This is a genomic window from Amycolatopsis thailandensis (genome assembly GCF_002234405.1).
Classification (GTDB): Bacteria; Actinomycetota; Actinomycetes; order Mycobacteriales; family Pseudonocardiaceae; genus Amycolatopsis; species Amycolatopsis thailandensis.
Genome location: NZ_NMQT01000132.1, coordinates 18,129 through 34,446, shown reverse-complemented (window position 1 = coordinate 34,446; position 16,318 = coordinate 18,129). Strand labels below are relative to the sequence as shown.

The 16,318-nt window shown below is 68.1% G+C and carries 15 protein-coding genes; 9 read left to right on the top strand and 6 right to left on the bottom strand.

Going from position 1 to position 16,318, the window contains the following annotated elements; genetic code table 11:
- Positions 1–203: 203 nt before the first annotated feature.
- Entirely contained in the window at positions 204–749 is a 546-nt protein-coding gene (locus tag CFP71_RS34375) for a CHAP domain-containing protein (protein ID WP_093938108.1), read from the bottom strand.
- A gap of 223 nt (positions 750–972) precedes the next feature.
- On the opposite strand from CFP71_RS34375, the gene rpmE reads away from it, so the two are divergent.
- Both rpmE and prfA read left to right on the top strand, forming a co-directional pair.
- Positions 973–1,200 (top strand): 50S ribosomal protein L31, encoded by a 228-nt coding sequence (gene rpmE, locus CFP71_RS34370; RefSeq protein ID WP_007028345.1) that lies wholly within the window; start codon positions 973–975, stop codon positions 1,198–1,200.
- 92 nt (positions 1,201–1,292) lie between these two features.
- Positions 1,293–2,363 (top strand): peptide chain release factor 1, encoded by a 1,071-nt coding sequence (prfA, locus tag CFP71_RS34365; RefSeq protein WP_093938112.1) that lies wholly within the window; start codon positions 1,293–1,295, stop codon positions 2,361–2,363.
- Positions 2,364–2,385: 22 nt separating this feature from the next.
- On the opposite strand, the gene CFP71_RS34360 is transcribed toward prfA, so the two are convergent.
- Positions 2,386–3,123: a hypothetical protein gene (locus CFP71_RS34360; protein ID WP_093938107.1), complete on the bottom strand. Its 738-nt coding sequence runs from the start codon at positions 3,121–3,123 to the stop codon at positions 2,386–2,388.
- Between the two features lie 147 nt (positions 3,124–3,270).
- On the opposite strand from CFP71_RS34360, the gene CFP71_RS34355 reads away from it, so the two are divergent.
- Positions 3,271–5,034: a hypothetical protein gene (locus tag CFP71_RS34355; protein ID WP_093938106.1), complete on the top strand. Its 1,764-nt coding sequence runs from the start codon at positions 3,271–3,273 to the stop codon at positions 5,032–5,034.
- A gap of 3 nt (positions 5,035–5,037) precedes the next feature.
- Here CFP71_RS34355 and wsfD read toward each other — a convergent pair whose 3' ends face one another.
- From wsfD to CFP71_RS34335, 4 genes are all read right to left on the bottom strand, one after another.
- A complete protein-coding gene (wsfD, locus tag CFP71_RS34350; RefSeq protein ID WP_093938111.1) occupies positions 5,038–6,471 on the bottom strand; it encodes a glycan biosynthesis hexose transferase WsfD in 1,434 nt (477 codons plus the stop codon).
- Between the two features lie 73 nt (positions 6,472–6,544).
- Positions 6,545–6,979: a GtrA family protein gene (locus CFP71_RS34345; RefSeq protein ID WP_093938105.1), complete on the bottom strand. Its 435-nt coding sequence runs from the start codon at positions 6,977–6,979 to the stop codon at positions 6,545–6,547.
- Positions 6,976–7,962, bottom strand: a complete 987-nt coding sequence (locus CFP71_RS34340; protein WP_093938104.1) for a glycosyltransferase family 2 protein — start codon at positions 7,960–7,962, stop codon at positions 6,976–6,978. The genes CFP71_RS34345 and CFP71_RS34340 overlap by 4 nt, the downstream gene beginning before the upstream one ends.
- A 102-nt stretch (positions 7,963–8,064) precedes the next feature.
- On the bottom strand, positions 8,065–9,330 hold the full coding sequence (locus CFP71_RS34335) for a glycosyltransferase family protein (protein WP_093938103.1): 1,266 nt from the start codon (positions 9,328–9,330) through the stop codon (positions 8,065–8,067).
- Positions 9,331–9,517: 187 nt separating this feature from the next.
- On the opposite strand from CFP71_RS34335, the gene CFP71_RS34330 reads away from it, so the two are divergent.
- From CFP71_RS34330 to CFP71_RS34305, 6 genes are all read left to right on the top strand, one after another.
- Positions 9,518–10,066, top strand: coding sequence for an HD domain-containing protein (locus CFP71_RS34330; protein WP_093938102.1), 549 nt, complete (start codon positions 9,518–9,520; stop codon positions 10,064–10,066).
- Positions 10,067–10,150: 84 nt separating this feature from the next.
- Positions 10,151–11,017: a peptide chain release factor N(5)-glutamine methyltransferase gene (gene prmC / locus CFP71_RS34325; RefSeq protein ID WP_093938101.1), complete on the top strand. Its 867-nt coding sequence runs from the start codon at positions 10,151–10,153 to the stop codon at positions 11,015–11,017.
- Positions 11,018–11,206: 189 nt separating this feature from the next.
- Entirely contained in the window at positions 11,207–13,192 is a 1,986-nt protein-coding gene (locus CFP71_RS34320) for a M6 family metalloprotease domain-containing protein (protein ID WP_093938100.1), read from the top strand.
- A gap of 444 nt (positions 13,193–13,636) precedes the next feature.
- Complete coding sequence (locus CFP71_RS34315) at positions 13,637–14,287, top strand: L-threonylcarbamoyladenylate synthase (RefSeq protein ID WP_039915173.1); 651 nt, start codon at positions 13,637–13,639, stop codon at positions 14,285–14,287.
- 73 nt (positions 14,288–14,360) lie between these two features.
- Complete coding sequence (locus tag CFP71_RS34310; protein WP_093938099.1) at positions 14,361–15,512, top strand: glycosyltransferase family 4 protein; 1,152 nt, start codon at positions 14,361–14,363, stop codon at positions 15,510–15,512.
- Positions 15,513–15,591: 79 nt separating this feature from the next.
- Complete coding sequence (locus CFP71_RS34305; protein ID WP_093938098.1) at positions 15,592–16,047, top strand: Cg1360 family ATP-synthase-associated protein; 456 nt, start codon at positions 15,592–15,594, stop codon at positions 16,045–16,047.
- Positions 16,048–16,318: the final 271 nt, after the last annotated feature.

Below are 16,318 nucleotides of genomic sequence, written 5' to 3'. Positions count from 1 at the left end.
CCGATCTAAAGCCACTTTCGCAACGCTGAACGTTGCGAAAGTGGCTTTCACAACCTCCGCTCCGGTCCGACTCGCGCACCCGTCCAAGCCCGGAAGCGCGTGAAGGCCCCCTTCCCCCGGCCGGTCACTCAAAGAACCATGGCGAAGGGAAGGGGGCCTTCACGCGACGGCTCCCCGCCGTCGCCCACCCCCGGGACCTGGGATCAGCGGTGCGGAACAGCCGCGGGGGTCCAGCCGCGGTAGTTGTTGAAGTAGTTCACGCTCGAAGCGTGGCCGATCTTGCCGCCGATGCTGGAGGCGTAGATCCCGCCGGAGCCGTCGGCGATGCCCACGTGGCCCCACTGGCTGATGTTCCAGTACACGAAGGAGCCCTTCGGCGGGGTCCCGGTCGTGTGCTTCGGGCTCGCGCCGTTCCAGTGCGCGTTGGCCGAGGCCCAGACGCCGGTGGTGCCGTACGCGTTCTCGACGGCCTTTTCGCAGAGGCCCTGGTACGCGGTGGAGCCCGCCTTGTTCTTGAACCACTGGACGGCGCCGGCGGGAGTGCCGTCAGCGGCGCCCTGGATGCTCAGGTCGCCTTCGGGCACGGTGGTGAACGTTCCCGCGGCCGGGTTGATGTCGGCGGCGGTGATGGTGGCGCCCGCTTCGGGGGCGGCCGGAGCGGCCCCGGCGACCGGAGCCACGGCGAGGGCCGCGATGGCCAGCGCGGCGACGGACGCCGGCTTCGCCACCTTGGCCAGGATGGTGCGCATGATCAGTACCTCCTGTTGAGGAATTACCAACAGGGGAGACGGTCTCGTGATCAAGTACAAATTTCGTACAACCGGGCGTCGATAGTTGATGACTCAACGTGCTGGAATATGCCGGGGGAGGGGTGCGTTGACGCCACTGCCAGCACATCTGGCAAAATCATCCGCTGAAGTCCGGCACCGGTTCACCCCGAACGGGGACCCGGGGCCAACGAGAGAGGACACCATGAAGAGCGGTATTCATCCCGAGTACGTCGTCACGCACGTCAACTGTGACTGTGGCAACGAATTCACCACGCGCAGCACCAAGACCTCCGGCAACCTCCACGTCGAGATCTGCTCGAACTGCCACCCGTTCTACACCGGCAAGCAGAAGCTCATGGACACCGGCGGCCGCGTCGCGCGCTTCGAGGCTCGCTACGGCAAGCGCAAGAAGGCCGAAGACGCCAAGTAGCTTGAACGACGGCGCCTACCCGCATGTCCGGGTAGGCGCCGTTTTCGTTGTGTCGCAGCCTTGGTTTTCCCGGGCCCTCGAAAGGTGGAGTGGTGGATTCGAGTTCGCTCAAGGGTCTGCTCGAAGAGCACGCCCAGCTGGAAGAGCAGCTGGCCGACCCGTCCGTGCACGCCGACCAGGCGCGCGCTCGTAAGCTCGGCCGTCGCTACGCGGAGCTGAGCCCGGTCGTCAAGACGGTCCGGGAGCTCGACACCGCCCGAGACGACCTCGAGACGGCGAAGGAACTGGCGGCGGAAGACGCGGCCTTCGCGGCCGAGGCGGAGGAGATCTCCGCCAAGATCCCCGTGCTCGAGGCCAAGCTCACCGAACTGCTCCTGCCGCGCGACCCGTACGACGGCTCCGACGTGGTCATGGAGATCAAATCGGGTGAAGGCGGCGAGGAGTCGGCGCTGTTCGCCGGCGACCTGCTGCGCATGTACCTGCGCTATGCCGAGCGTCACGGCTGGAAGGCCGAGGTCCTCGACTCCGTCGACTCGGACCTCGGTGGCTTCAAGGACGTCACCGTCTCCATCAAGAGCCGTTCGGCCGACGTCGACGGCGTCTGGGCGCGGCTGAAGTTCGAGGGCGGGGTGCACCGCGTGCAGCGCGTGCCCGCCACCGAGTCGCAGGGCCGCATCCACACCTCCGCGTCCGGGGTGCTCATCTACCCCGAACCCGAGGACGTCGAGGTCGAGATCGACCCGAACGACCTGCGCATCGACGTCTACCGCTCGTCCGGCCCCGGTGGCCAGAGCGTGAACACGACCGACTCGGCCGTGCGCATCACGCACTTGCCGACCGGGGTGGTCGTCTCGTGTCAGAACGAGAAGTCGCAGATCCAGAACCGTGCCCGCGCTTTGCAGGTGCTCCAGGCCCGTCTCCAGGCGATCGCCGAGGAGGAGGCCGCCGCGAAGGCGTCGGACGCGCGCCGCTCACAGGTTCGCACCGTCGACCGCTCCGAGCGGGTCCGCACCTACAACTTCGCCGAGAACCGCATCGCCGACCACCGGGTGAACTACAAGGCCTACAACCTGGACCAGGTCCTCGACGGCGACCTCGACGGCGTGCTGAACGCGCTCATCACCGCGGACCGCGAAGAGCGGCTCGCCGCCCACGCCGGCTGACGGCCGTTCCGCGCCGAGCCCGCTAGCCGGGTTCGGTGTAGAACGGGTCGTCGTCCAGTCCGGTGTGGATGGCCCGCACCGACATGCTCACCCGGGAAAGCCTCTCGGTGATCTCGTTCGTGACCCGGCTCAGCGCCTCTTCGCCGCTTTCCCCGTCGAGAGCCGGAAACGCCGAAAGCAGGACCGCTTCGCAGGGGCCCGCGTCCGTGCTGATCCGGACCAGCGACGCCGAAAGGTCGGTCGCGGGACGGCCGCACAGGCCAACGGCCAGCCGCAGATCCCCGGTGGGGACGTAAAGATGCACTCGCGAAATGACATCCGTTTCCGCGCGCGGGGTGAAATCGTGCCTGGTGACGTACGCGGGCTCCCGGGGATCGGTGCCGCCGACGGCGGCCATCAGTGAATAAAGGGTGAATCCTTCCGCCGGGGTGTCGTAGGCCTCGTAACTTCCGTACTGGCCGGTCTCCGGCGTGCCGTGGATCTCGAAGAATTCCGCATTCAGACCGAAGTGGAAAAGCGCGGGTAACGCGGCTCGGTGCAGCGTTTCGGTGAGCTCTTCGTCGTCCGCCGGAGGGGTGCGATAGCCGACGGAGACCAGGTAACCCTTCCAGCCGCCTTCGGGGTCGGCCCGGCAGATCTCGAATTCGGTGGCCTCGAAGTCGCCGATGAAACGTTCCCCCAGCGCGGCGGCCGCGGCGAAATCCTCGGTTTCGATATTCGCGGATATCCGCGTGACGACTTCTGTTTCCCGGAGATCCATGACTGCTTCGAGTGGCCCCTTCGTGACTGACAGGTGTACACAGCGTACGGGCGGTGCCGACGGGCTTCCGGCCCGGCCTGTCCTTCATTCCCTGTCTCCGCTACGGTTTTGGAGAGTAAGGGAAATTCGCATGGGGGAACACATTTCGTGGTGCACGCAGACGACCTGACCATCGAGGAAAGACCGATTCCGGCGACCCGGAAACGCGCTCCGCGGGCCTTCTTGCTCGCGGCGGGAACACTCCTGCTGAGCGCGGCCGTCGTCGCCAGGATCGGCCGGTTCGGCTTCAATCCGACCGACCAGGGATTCGTGCTCGCGCAGGTGTGGCGCGTCCTGCACGGCGAGATCCCGCACGTCGATTTCCTCGGGCCGAGGCCGTTCGGTTCGGCGTACCTGCACCTGATCGACCATCTCGTCCCCGCGCCGCTGATGATCGGCTCGAGTTTCGTGATGATGGTGCAGCTGATCGTCGCCACGTTCGCGCTCGCCGCGTTCCTGACCGGGACTTCGCCGCTGGACTGGGGTCCGCTGCGGCTCGGACTGGTTTTCGCCGCCGCGCTGGTCTGCCTGAACACCTATCCGCTGATGGCCTGGCACACCGTCGACGGTGTCTTCCTGGTCGCGATCGGCTGGTGGGCGCTCGACAGCGGGTTGCGTTCCGGTTCGCGGTGGCGGCGCCTGCTCGGCCTGTTCTGCCTCGGGTTCGCGATCATCGTCAAGCAGAGCTTCGTGTTCGCCGCGCCGATCGGTCTGCTGATCCTGCTGTTCCACCCCGCCGCGCCGCCGAAGAAGTGGCCGCGCCTGCTCGGTGACGTCCTCGTGCTCGGCGCGGCGCCGTTGCTGTACTTCGGCACGGTCACCGTCGCGGGCGGGCTCCCGTCGGCGATCGAGCAGCTCACCGGTGGCACCCAGACCTGGGGGAAGAGTCTCATCCGGTTCTGGGAGACGGACTTCAAGGGCCAGGCCGATCCGAGGACGTACATCCTTCCGGTGCTGCTCGCGGTGGCGGTGATCGCCGTGGCGTGGTCCTTCCGTGAACGACTCGGCGAGCCGGGGCGATGGCTGCGGGTCGTGATGGGCTTGTGCGTCGGGGCCGTGGTGGTGTTCGTCGTCGCCGACGGCGGGTTCGAGCACGTCGGCAGCTGGCCGATCACGCTGCTGTGGCTCTTCGTGGCCGTCGCGCTGCTCGACGCCGTCGTCCGAAAACGGTTGCCCTGGCAGTACCTGTCGGTCGCCGCCCTCGGCTGGATGGCCAGCCTGTCCTGGGGTTATCCGCTTCCGGGCCTGCTCACCGGGATCCTCGCGCTGGGAGTGCTGGAAGCCGTGGTGCCGCCGGATCTGCCGCGGGTGCCCAAGCTCGCGGGTGGTGCGCTCGGCGCGACCGCGTTCGTGCTCGCCGGCCTCCTGCTGATGTCCGCGCACGACAAGGCGCCGTACGCGGACAGGCCGCAGGGCGAACTGACGCAGGACCTGGGGGACGTCGCGCCCTCGATGCGCGGCGTCCGCACGAATCCCAGTGTTCACGCCTATGTCGCCCAGCTCCGCGGCTGCCTGGATCACTACCCGGCGTCGAGGGTGGCGGTGCTGCCGCACAATTCCTTCGTGGCACCGATTTTCGGGGTCCGGAATCCCTTCCCGATGGACTGGGCGATCCCGATCGAAATGACCGGTGACAGTCCGGAAAGGATGGTCGAGGCGGCGGAACGTCTTGACCGGGAAGGGGACTACCTGGTCCTCTTCCAGACGGTCGATCCCGTTTCGCTGAGCGAGGGTGAACCGGTGCCCCGCGCCGTCACCGCGGACGCGCCGACCATCGGGCTGAGCAGCGTGGAAGGCCGGATCAAGGACACGCTCGGCGGAGCCAGGGTCGCTTGCGGCAGCTTCGCGGGATTCTGGGCGCCGGCACGCTGACGATCAGCCGGTGACGGATGCGGTCTCGGGCTCGCGTTCGACGGCGGACGGCGGCTCTTCCGCGCGCCGCGGCAGGAAGGAGAGCGCCGCGAGGGCGGCGGCGAGCAGGGTCGGGTAGATCGTCAGCTGCTGATGCTTGACGTTCTCGATGCCTTCGGCGAGACCGGAGACCAGGAACTGGCCCATCGCGAAGAGCAGGAACATGAGCGCCACGACGCCGACGTCGCGGCGGCCGGTGCGGTTCCGGAACGCGCGGAGCCCGGCCCAGCCGATGAGCAGCCAGATCGGCACCAGGGCGAACAGCCCCAGCGGGGCGATCCAGCCGGTGACCCCGGACAGGATGGGAACCCGGTACTCCTTGGCGAGTGGCGGCTGTCCGGCGTGCTCGCCGAAGCTGCCGAGGTTCGGCACCCGCGCCGTCAGCGTCTCCTTCGCGGACCGGTGCAGCATCTCGACCACCCGCCCCGGGTGGTCGAGGTAGTACCGGGCGACGTTGCCCCGGCTGATCTTGTCGCGGTACCGGGGGTACTCGGGGTCACGCCAAGCCACGTTCGCGCTCCACCATTCGGTGCCGACGTACTTCGCGAACCCGGGCGGGAGGCCCAGCGCGGCGAGGTCGCCGTCGGTGTCGTGTTTCCCGTCCACGATCCCGTTGAACACGACGTGGTACATGTTGGCCTCGCGATACTCCGCGTTGGCCGAGTCGCCCGCCCCCTGTGTCGCCACGGTCGCCGTGCCGACGATGGCGAGAACGGCCAGCGGCAGAGCCCATCGTGCCGGACCCCGGCTGCCCGCCGGGCGGACGAACAGCAGCGCGAGCGCGAAGAGCGGGATCAGCAGGAGCGTCTGCGACTTCGCGTTGATCCCGATCATCGCGCCGAGCACGGTGATCGCGGCCCCGGCGTAGCGCCACGGCCCGGTGCGGTGCATCAGCAGGAGCCCACCGGCGAGCAGCAGCATCCCGACGAAGGCGGCGCCCTCGCTCAGCACCGAGGCGAAGTACCCGAAGAACGCGGAGTCCGCCGCGATCAGCAGCAGCGCTGCCGTGGCGATGACGCTGTTCCGGACCGAAAGGCGCAGGCCCGCCACGATCGCGGCGATCCCGCCCGCGACCAGCAAGCAGCCCAGTACGCCCAGGACCAGCAGGTTCAGGGTCCCCGGCAGGTCGAGCAGCCGCCCGGCCCCGCCGGCGATCTCGTCGATCCAGCTCTGGCTGGAGATGTACTCGCTGTCGCAGACGGGGGCGGGGCCGTAGGAGAAGCGGACGAAGTGCTCGGAAGGCCTGTCGACCTCGCGGGCGCCGAGACGGCACAGGATGCGCCAGCCGTCGCCGTTGTCGGCCATGCCGATCGGCCTCGGAATGAGGAAACGGACGAGAAGCACCCCGAGCGCTGCGAAAAACACACCCGACGCCAGCCGGATCTCCCGGAACCTCATCCGGGCCACCATAGAAGACGCTGAAGAGTGCGCGGCCCGCGCCCTCCGCGACCCCTGCGGAGAGGGGGGTGGGTCAGCCTGCCTGGGACCCCGGCTGGACCACGGCGGCGGGTTCGGGCTGCCCGTGCCGGAAGACCACCTTCTTGTACATCACGTAGTTCCACACCATGCCGACCGCGATCGCGCCGAACTTCGGGATGAGGAGGTTGATCCCGGGGAAGAGCTTGCTGATCGCGAAGATCACCGCGGCCTGCACGACCCACAGGCCGAACGCGGTGATGGCGAAGAAAAGGACGGCCTGACGACGGATGTCGCCGTCCTTCGCCCGGAAGGTGAAGTTCCGGTTCAGCGTGAAGCTCAGGAGCATGCCCGCCGTCGTCGAGATGAAGTTCGCGACGAACATCGGGACGCCGAGCGTCGCCAGCAGGGCGTAGCCGACGGCGTCGACAGCGGTGTTGAGCACCCCGACGACGGCGAAGCGCACCTGAGTGCCGTTGATCGGCTTCACCGTGCGGCGCTTCGCTCTTCGACGGAGGATTCGGCCCTGGTGCGGACCGACGCGACGCCGTAGAGCGGGCGGTTCTGCACCTGCGAGTACGTCCGGCCGATGTAGCTGCCGAGCACCCCGAGCATGATGATCTGGATACCGCCCAGGAAGAACATGGCGGCGGTGATGAACGCCCAGCCCGGTACGGCGGTGGACGGCGCGAGCAGTTTGACGCCGACCACGTAAAGGATGCCCAGGAAGCTGAGCAGCGAGATCAGGTAACCGAGCCGGGTGATCATCCGCAGCGGCGCGACGGAGAAGCCGAGGATCCCGTCCGCGGCGAAACGGAGCATCTTCCGCAGGGGGTAGCCGGTCACGCCCGCGTGCCGCTTGTCGCGGTCGAACAGGACGGCGGTCTGCTTGAACCCGATGTAGCTGACCAGTCCGCGCAGGAACCGGTCCTGTTCGCGGTACTTCCGCAGCTCGTCGACGACCTTGCGGTCGATCAGCCGGAAGTCGCCGGTGTTCCGGGGGATGTCGACCGAAGCCATCTTCCGGAGGAACCAGTAGAAGGCGCCGGCGGTGAACCGCTTGAACGCCGAGTCCTGGCGCGAGCGGCGCTGCGCGTAGACGACGTCGAAGCCTTCTTCCCACTTCTCGATCAGTTCCAGCGCCACCCGCGGCGGGTCCTGCATATCGCTGTCCATGATGATCGCGGCGTCCGCTTCCACCAGGTCGAGCCCCGCCGTGACCGCCATCTGGTGGCCGAAGTTGCGGGAGAGCTCGATCACGGTGACCCGGTCGTCGCGCCGGCTCAGCGCGGTGAGGATGTCCATCGAGTGATCGCGGCTGCCGTCGTCGATGTAGAGGAAGCTGAAGTCGTACTTGCCGGCGAGCGGCTCGATCACCTCGTCCACCGTGCGGTGGAGGAGTTCGATGTTCTCTTCCTCGTTGAAGATCGGGAAGATGAACGCGATTCGACGTCTGTCGTGATCCGCGGGCACCGGATTACCCCCGTAGCGGTTTTCTGGATCAGGCGGTGAATGGATTCACGGCCAGGGCGAGCTGATTCTAAGAGATCGGCGGAATGTCCTTCTTCCGGGTGGTCAGCCCGCCCAGTGGCCGGCGACGAAACGGAGGAAGATCGCGCCGCAGATCAGCGAGTTGAGGTACATCGTCGCGTACGCCACGCCGCGCAGGTTCGGCCGCCGTTCGGCCAGCAGCACCAGCGCGAGGTACATGACCAGGCACGGGAGCAGGTACCGGTGCACCGAGACGACGTTGTTGTTGATCGTCAGCATCACGAAGGAGGCGATCCCGAACAGCGCCAGCGGCAGGCCGTCCGCCTTCAGCGCGACGAAGAAGTAGACCGAAGCGACCAAGAGCAGGACCAGGCCGATCGTGGGCAGGACGTGACTCATCAGCGTCCACGCGTCCAGCGGCCGGTTGCCGATCAGCGCGCTGACGGTGATCTTGAGTTCCGTGAGCGTCGTGCCGGCGATGTTCGGGTTGAACTGGTGGTACGCCCAGGTGCTCACGCCCTTGAGCGCGGTGAAGCTCGCCGTCGCGCTGCCGGTCTCGAGCTTCATGTAGAGCATGTGCACGCCGAGGCCGACGTAGGCGAAGGGGAACCACAGGACGCGCCACGACAGCAGGCCGCGTGGCTTCCAGCCCGCGGATCGCCAGAATTCGAGGAAGCACAGGCCGACGAACACCGCGGCGGTGATCCGCGACGCGGTGAGCGGGATCAGGCAAAGACCCATCCACAGCCATTGCCGTTTCAAGGCGAACAAGTAGGCCCAGAAGCCGAGCGCGCAGAACACCGCTTCGCTGTAGAACGAGTGCAGGAAGAACGCGGCGGGCGCGGTGAGGAAAGCGCCGACGACCAGCCAGTGCGAGCGAGGCGTGCCGAGGAAGAAGCGGGAGATCTTGAGCAGGGCCACGCCCGCCAGCCAGGTGGCGATCAGGTTGACGAGGAATCCGGCGGCGAGCAGGCCGAGCGTGCCGAAACTGAGGGTTTTGACCAGCCACGCGAAGATCGGGAAAACCGGGTAAAACGCGCGTAACGGGACATAACTGCCGGTGTACGCGTGTTCGGCGATCTCGCCGTAGTTGCCCGCGTCCCAGCGGTAGGTGTGGGAGAGCAGGCTCAGCGTCGAACCGATGCCGGTCTTGGGGATGCCTTCGCTCGCCGGAGTGGACGGACCGAACAGCCACGCCACCGCGGTCAGCGCGATGTTCCAGGCCAGGACGACCAGGAGGACCTTGCCGAAGTCACCGGTCAGCCAGCGGCGCACGCGTTCGCGACCGGTTCCGCGTTCGGTGTCGACGGCTCGCTCCTCGGTGGCGCTCGCCGTGATCGTTTCGGTCATGAACGACTTCCTCGCAGGGCTTGGCCCAGTCCGAGCGGGTGCCCGAAAACAAAGGGGAATGGAGGCCGAATTGGGCGGACCCCGTACCGCCTGATCCAGCCGGGGAATTCTAGAACACCGGCCGGCACGCTCCGGCGGGGGCGCGGGACACTGGCCGGGTAACGCGCCGCCGACACTTGGGAGAACTGTGGAAGCCCTGGCCGGATTCGGATTCGAACTGGGTGTGCTCAAGCGGATCCGGCGGGCCGGGTGGTGGCAGGCCGGGGTCCGCGATCCCGAATCGGTCGCCGAGCACACCACGCGGGTCGCGCAGCTGGCGGGACTGCTGGCGGCCGAAGGCGGCGCCGATCCGGCGCGGGCGGCGTACCTCGCGCTCTGGCACGACACGCAGGAGACGCGGACCGGCGACCTCCCGCACACGATCAAGGGGTTCGTCGAGAAGCCGGATCCCCGGGCGATCACCGCCGCGCAGACGTCGGCGCTGCCCGCCGCCGCGCGTGACTCGGTCCGCGGCGCCGTCGACGAGTACGAAACAGCCGAGAGCCCGGAGGCGCTTTACGCGCGTGACGCGGACAAGCTGGAGATGCTGCTTCAGGCCGTCGAGTATCGCGACGTCGGCGTACGGAATGTGGACGAGTGGATCGCCTCGGCGACGAAGAGCCTCCAGACCGACCTCGCGCGGCGGGTGGCCGAAGCGGCGCTGACGCTGTCCTCGCTCTCGTGGCGGGTGCGCTGAAAGGAATCGATACCCTGAGCCCGCGTGTATCGACCCCGGCACGCGTGCCTCGTGTGTCAGGCTTGACTCTGTGAAGGAACACCAGTGAACCGGCAGCCGTTGCGCCTCGCCATCATGGAAGCGACCCGCATCCTCACCGAGGCCGGTGTGGCGTCACCGCGCTCGGACGCGGAACTGATCGCCTCCCATGTCCTCGGCGTCGATCGTGGCCGCCTGCCGATGGTGCCGCTGGTGGACCCGCCCGTCATCGACGCGATCGGCCAGCTCGTGAACCAGCGGGCCAAACGGATCCCGCTGCAGTACCTCACCGGCTGGGCCGCGCTCGGCGACATCACGGTCAACGTCGGCGCCGGGGTGTTCGTCCCACGGCCGGAGACCGAGCTGCTCCTGGAATGGGGCCTCAAGCTGCTGCACGGGCGCGAATACCCGGTGGTGGTCGACCTGTGCACCGGCTCCGGCGCGCTGGCGCTCGCCGTGCAGCACGCGCGGCCGGACGCCGTCGTCTACGCCGTCGACATCGACGCCCAGGCGCTCGCCTGGGCGCGGCACAACGCCGACGTCCACGCCGACGCGGGGGACACGCCCATCCGGCTGTACTCCGGTGACGTCGCGGACAGCACGATGTTCGCCGAACTCGACGGCCTCGTCGACCTGGTCCTGTGCAACCCGCCGTATGTCCCGGAGGGGACGCCGGTGCCGACGGAGGTCGCCGAGCACGACCCGCCGCGGGCGGTGTTCGCGGAGGAGAGCGGGCTCGCGGTGATCCGGCACGCGATCGCCGCGGCCGCGCGGCTGCTGCGGCCCACCGGCGGCATGGCGATCGAGCACGACGACACGCACGGCTCCGCCGTCCCGGCGCTGGTGCGGGCGCGGCGGGTGCTGACCGACGTGCAGGGCCACCTCGACCTGGCGGGCCGTGCGCGCTTCGTCACCGCCCTGCGGGTCTCCTGAGCCCCCTGCGTTTCGTCCTCTGAATGCGGTAATTCGCGGTGTGAACTACCGCATTCAGAGGACTGAACGCGGGGCGTTCGGCCGGTAGTTAGCGAGACTCACGACTTCCGGCGGTGCCCAGGACAAAGCCCGCCTCCTAACGTCGATCACGGCCGCCTCCTCGGCGGTCCGACTGGGAGGTGTACCCCGATGCGATCGTCTCTCCGACGAGCCCCACTAAGAACACTCGCCGTCCTCGCCGCCGTCGCGCTGCTGCCGGGTCTGGTCGCCCAGCCCGCGTCCGCCGCGGCTCCCGCCAAGGGCTGGCCCGCCCCGATCGACGGGTCGACCTGGGAGAACCAGGACCACATGACGTGGGACGACTACCGCAAGCCGCCCGGCACGAACTGGGCCGATCCCGCGCTGAAGCCGACCAAGCGGACGTTCAAGGGCGCCGTGGTGCTCGCGGACTACCCGGACCAGGAATTCGCCGTCACACAGCCCACGCACTCGACCGTGTTCGGCAACCCCGGCCCCGCCGCCAGTGGCATCCCCCGCGCAGGTGTCGCGAAGTTCTACCAGGACTTCCTGAACAAACCGCAGGCGCTGAACAACGGCCACACGATCAACGAGTACTGGATGGAGGACTCCGGGGGCCGGATGGGCGTCGAACTGACCGCCTTCGGGCCGTACCGGCTGCCCGGCAAGTCCTTCGAATACGGCATGGAGTTCCAGCCCGACGCGTGTCCGCCGGGCGCGAACTGCAAACGCGACCTGCGCGCCGACGCGGGCGCCGCCTGGCGGGCGGACGTCGGTGACGTCTCGAAGCAGTTCGACTTCGTCTTCTACCTTTCCGCCGGTCAGGACGAGAGCTCGACCTGGCAGGAATTCGGCGTGATGAAGTTCGGCGACCGGGCGAACGTGCCCGACGAATTCGGCCCCGGCGTCGCGGGAATGCCGAACGCCGCGTCCACCCGCTATGTCCCGTGGACGTCGTGGAAATCGGCGGCGAGCATCTGGCCGAACGCGGTCACCGGTTCCTCGACCCAGGCGGAAAGCTCGGGGCAGGCGGTCTACGCGCACGAACTGAGCCACATTCTCGGCATCGGTGACAATTACAACAACCCGTTCGGCACCCCGCCGTCCAGGACCTACACGGGCCCGTGGGAAATGATGTCGCGCGGCAGCTTCAACGGCCCCGGCGGACCGCACACCCGCTGGCAGATCCCGGCGACGCAGGGCGGCTCGATGGGGTCGCATCACATGCTGCGCACCAAGATGAAGCTCGACATCATCGACCCCGAAGACGTGCTGAAGCTCGACCGGAACTCCCTCGCCAAGACCGGCCCGGTCTCGACCCGGATCACCGCGCGTTCCGTCCTTCCCGGACAGGGTGCCTACAGCGGCATGAACATCGCGCTCACCGGCGGGGACCTTTCGCCGAAATGCGACCGGTCCAAGGATCCGTTCTGCGACGGCGGCGGCTATGACAATTACACCGTCGAGGTCGTCGACCGGATGGGCAGCGATTCCTTCGCCCCCGATTCCGGCGTCATCATCGCGAAGACGAAGAATCAGGACAACGCGCCGTTCGAATGGATCGTCGACGCGCACCCGGCCGACATCGGCATGACCGACTACAAGAAGCCGGACGGCACCGCGGTGCCGATCCCGATCGGCGACTACCGCCAGCTCAACGACGCCGCGTTCAAGGCGGGCACCGGTTCGGCGAGCAAGTACGAGTACACCGACGAGGCCAACCGGCTGAAGTTCCTGGTCTCGGACATCGAACGGGACCGCAAGGGTGTGCTGTCCTACGTCGTCACGGTGGCTTCGCTCGACGGCGCGGGCTCGCAGGCCCGCGGCGTTTCGCTGTGGCCGTCGGTCCCGGCGTTCGCCAAGCAGGGGCTCGCGACCTGCTCGTTCCCGGTGTTCAACACCGGCAAGGCGAACGGGTCGGTGGCGCCGTACGACACCGACACCTACCGCCTGAGCGCGTCCACCACCGCCAAGGGCTGGGAGGTCCGGCTGCCGAACGAGCTGTCCACCGTCCCGTTCGGCGGGCGGTCCGTGGCGACGGCGCACGCCAAGCGGGCCGCGGGCGGTGACCACGCCGCGCAGATCAAGCTGACCGCGACGTCGATCGCCGATCCGGGCAAGACGGCGACTTCGTTCTGCACCGCTTTCGCCTTCTGACGGCGGCCCGCGAGGCCAGGTCCGTGAAGGCCTCCTTCACTACCTTGAGGGTAGTGAAGGAGGCCTTCACGGAAGGCAAGCGGTCAAGCGCCGGTGACAAGCCGGTCCAAGGTCGTGAGTGGTAAGCGGGGTTATTGCGAGGTAAGGCAAACGTGGCGCGTTCCGTCGCTCGCCCACATGTCGCCCTCGGTGTTGTGAAAGCCACGTTCGCAACCTTCAACGTTGCGAACGTGGCTTTCGCAACACCTCCGGGGAGTCCGCCACGCAAGAGGGCCGCAAGACCCGAGGTGAAGGGGACTTTCCGCACGTCCGATGAGGGGAAAGTCCCCTTCACCGCGCTGATCGCCGCCGAGCACCGGTCCGTGAAGGCCTCCTTGAGGGACTGTGGGTCCCTCAAGGAGGCCTTCACGGACTTGCCAACCGGCAGGACTACGCTCATCTGCCATGAGCGCGGTGTACGACTGCAGCAAGCACGAATCCCGGGCCGACGGGCTCGCCGCGGCGGCGAGCGCGGTGCGCTCCAGCCGACTCGTGGTCCTCCCGACCGACACGGTCTACGGCATCGGCGCGGACGCCTTCGACGGCGGCGCCGTCCAGTCCCTCCTGCGGGCCAAGAACCGCGGCCCGGACATGCCGGTGGGCGTCCTGGTCGGCTCCTGGTCCACTGTGGACGGGCTCGTGCTCGGCACGCCGCCGCAGGCCCGCGCGCTCATCGAGGCCTTCTGGCCCGGCGACCTCTCGATCATCCTGCCGCACGCCCCGAGCCTCCAGTGGGACCTCGGCCAGTCACGCGGGACGGTGATGCTGCGCATGCCGCTGCACCCGGTCGCGCTGGAACTGCTGCGCGACGTCGGGCCGATGGCGGTCTCCAGCGCGAACGTGTCCGGCCGTCCGCCCGCCACCACCGCGCAGGAAGCGGTCGACCAGCTCGGCGACAGCGTCGCGGTGTACCTCGACGGCGGGTCGTCCGGCGAGCCCGTCCCGTCCACGATGGTCGATCTCACCGGCGACGACCCGGTCGTCCTGCGCGAGGGCGCGGTCAGCCGTGCCGCGGTCGCGGAAGTACTGGGAGTGCCCGCGGAGTCACTCGCCTAGGACCCTCGGCCGCCGTATCCCCCTAGCGCGGTAGCGTGTTCGAGTGACTTGGACCTCGGCGGCGTAACGGATCATGCCTCCCACGCAAGGTCTCCCGATCCGGGAGTACATCCTCGTCGCCCTCACCGCGGCGGCCGTTACCTTCCTGCTCACCGGCGTGGTGCGCCGGGTGGCCATCCGGATCGGCGCGATCGCCAACCCGCGGGCGCGCGACGTCCACGTCACCCCGATCCCGCGCATGGGTGGCATCGGCATCTTCCTCGGCGTCGCCGCCGCGATGGGGCTCGCGCACCAGCTGCCCGCGCTCAGCCGCGGCTTCGACTTCTCCTTCGACTCGCTGGGCGTCCTGCTCGCCGCGGGGGTCATCTCCCTGATCGGCGCGCTCGACGACCGGTTCGAGCTCGACGCGTGGACCAAACTGGCCGGCCAGGTCATGTGCGCCGGGATCCTGGTGATCTTCGGTGTGCAGTGGGTGTCGTTCTGGGTGCCGTGGGGCGGCGGTGGCGACTCCTTCGGCCAGGTGCTGGTGCTGGACAAGAACCAGGGCGCGCTGCTGACCGTCGTGCTGGTGGTCGTCATGGTCAACGCGATGAACTTCGTCGACGGCCTCGACGGGCTCGCCGGCGGTCTCGGGTTCATCGCCGCCGCGGCGACCTGCTCGTTCTCCCTCGGCCTGCTCGACTCGTCCGGTGGTGACGTCGGCGCGTACCCGCCCGCCCTCATCGCCGCCACGCTCGCCGGGGCCTGTCTGGGCTTCCTGCCCTACAACTTCCAGCCCGCGAAGATCTTCATGGGCGACTCGGGCTCGATGATGATCGGCCTCATGCTGGCGGGCGCGACGACGTCCGCCTCGGGCCGCGTGCCGTATCCGCAGTTCAGCGGCAAGGACGCGCTCGCGCTGCTCTCGCCGCTCGTCGTGGTGGCCGCGGTGCTGTTCGTACCGCTGCTGGACCTGATCATGGCGGTCGTCCGCCGCACCCGGCGCGGCGAGAGCCCGTTCGCCGCGGACAAGATGCACCTGCACCACCGCCTGCTGGAGATCGGGCACTCCCAGCGCCGCGCGGTGCTGCTCATCTACTTGTGGGCGGGCCTGCTCGCGTTCGGCGCCGTGTCGGTGACGTTGTTCGACGACGCCGCGGTCTTCTGGATTGTCGGATTCGGCTTCCTGCTGGCGACTCTGGTGTCGGTCATCCCGCGGCTGCGGTCACGGAACCGGACCGCCTGAACGGCAGAACTCAGACTGCGTGAACGACGCGATCCGCACGCGCCTACACTGGCAGGCTGAGACGACCAGGGAGTTTTCTGTGAGCGAGACCGAGAAGACCGTCGAGGCGGAGGAAAACCCCCACGCCGCGGTGGTTCTGCAAGCGGCCAACGCGATGATGAAGGCCTCCCTGAAGCTGGTTCCGCCGGCGGTGCTGATCTGCATCGTGGTGTTCACCATCCTCAAAGGACAGCCGGGGCTGCTCGGCTCGGTCATCGGCGGCGTGCTCGCCCTCGGTTCCGCCGTCGCGACGCTGGGCCTCATGCGCTTCAGCGCGGGGATGGACCCGATGTTCGTGATGGTGATCGCTCTCGGTGGTTACGTGCTGAAGCTCGTCCTCCTTTTCGTGGCGCTGAGCGTGCTTCGCGGCGTGGACTCGATCCACCCGATGGCCTTGGGCGTCACCATGATCGTCGCGATTCTCGTGGCCGCCGCGGTGGAGTTCGCGGCCTTCCGCAAGACCAAGATCCCGACGATCATCCCCGCTTCCCGCTGATTTCGGGACCCAGGTCCTGACCTGGGGCGGGACCTAGGTCCTCGGCCGATCAGGGGCAATGTAGTACGCCTGTACGGCCCGTCGGATCCTGCTGATATGGTCCGCGTATGGGCGGCGGCCTCGGCTGCCGGCTCCTGATGACGAACCCCGAACAGCAGTGTGGCGACGGTGTTGAATCGTCCCTCGTTACCCGCTGGTAGGCGTCTGTCTCCCGGGAGCACTGCATCGAGAATCCTCGTGTGCGGAACGTGAAACCGTGTTCAGCACATCG

Coding starts and splice junctions, on each gene's coding strand:
- CFP71_RS34375 (WP_093938108.1), bottom strand. CDS start 749: ATGCGCACCATCCTGGCCAAGGTGGCGAAGCCGGCGTCCGTCGCCGCG.
- rpmE (WP_007028345.1), top strand. CDS start 973: ATGAAGAGCGGTATTCATCCCGAGTACGTCGTCACGCACGTCAACTGT.
- CFP71_RS34360 (WP_093938107.1), bottom strand. CDS start 3,123: ATGGATCTCCGGGAAACAGAAGTCGTCACGCGGATATCCGCGAATATC.
- wsfD (WP_093938111.1), bottom strand. CDS start 6,471: ATGAGGTTCCGGGAGATCCGGCTGGCGTCGGGTGTGTTTTTCGCAGCG.
- CFP71_RS34335 (WP_093938103.1), bottom strand. CDS start 9,330: ATGACCGAAACGATCACGGCGAGCGCCACCGAGGAGCGAGCCGTCGAC.
- CFP71_RS34320 (WP_093938100.1), top strand. CDS start 11,207: ATGCGATCGTCTCTCCGACGAGCCCCACTAAGAACACTCGCCGTCCTC.
- CFP71_RS34315 (WP_039915173.1), top strand. CDS start 13,637: ATGAGCGCGGTGTACGACTGCAGCAAGCACGAATCCCGGGCCGACGGG.
- CFP71_RS34310 (WP_093938099.1), top strand. CDS start 14,361: ATGCCTCCCACGCAAGGTCTCCCGATCCGGGAGTACATCCTCGTCGCC.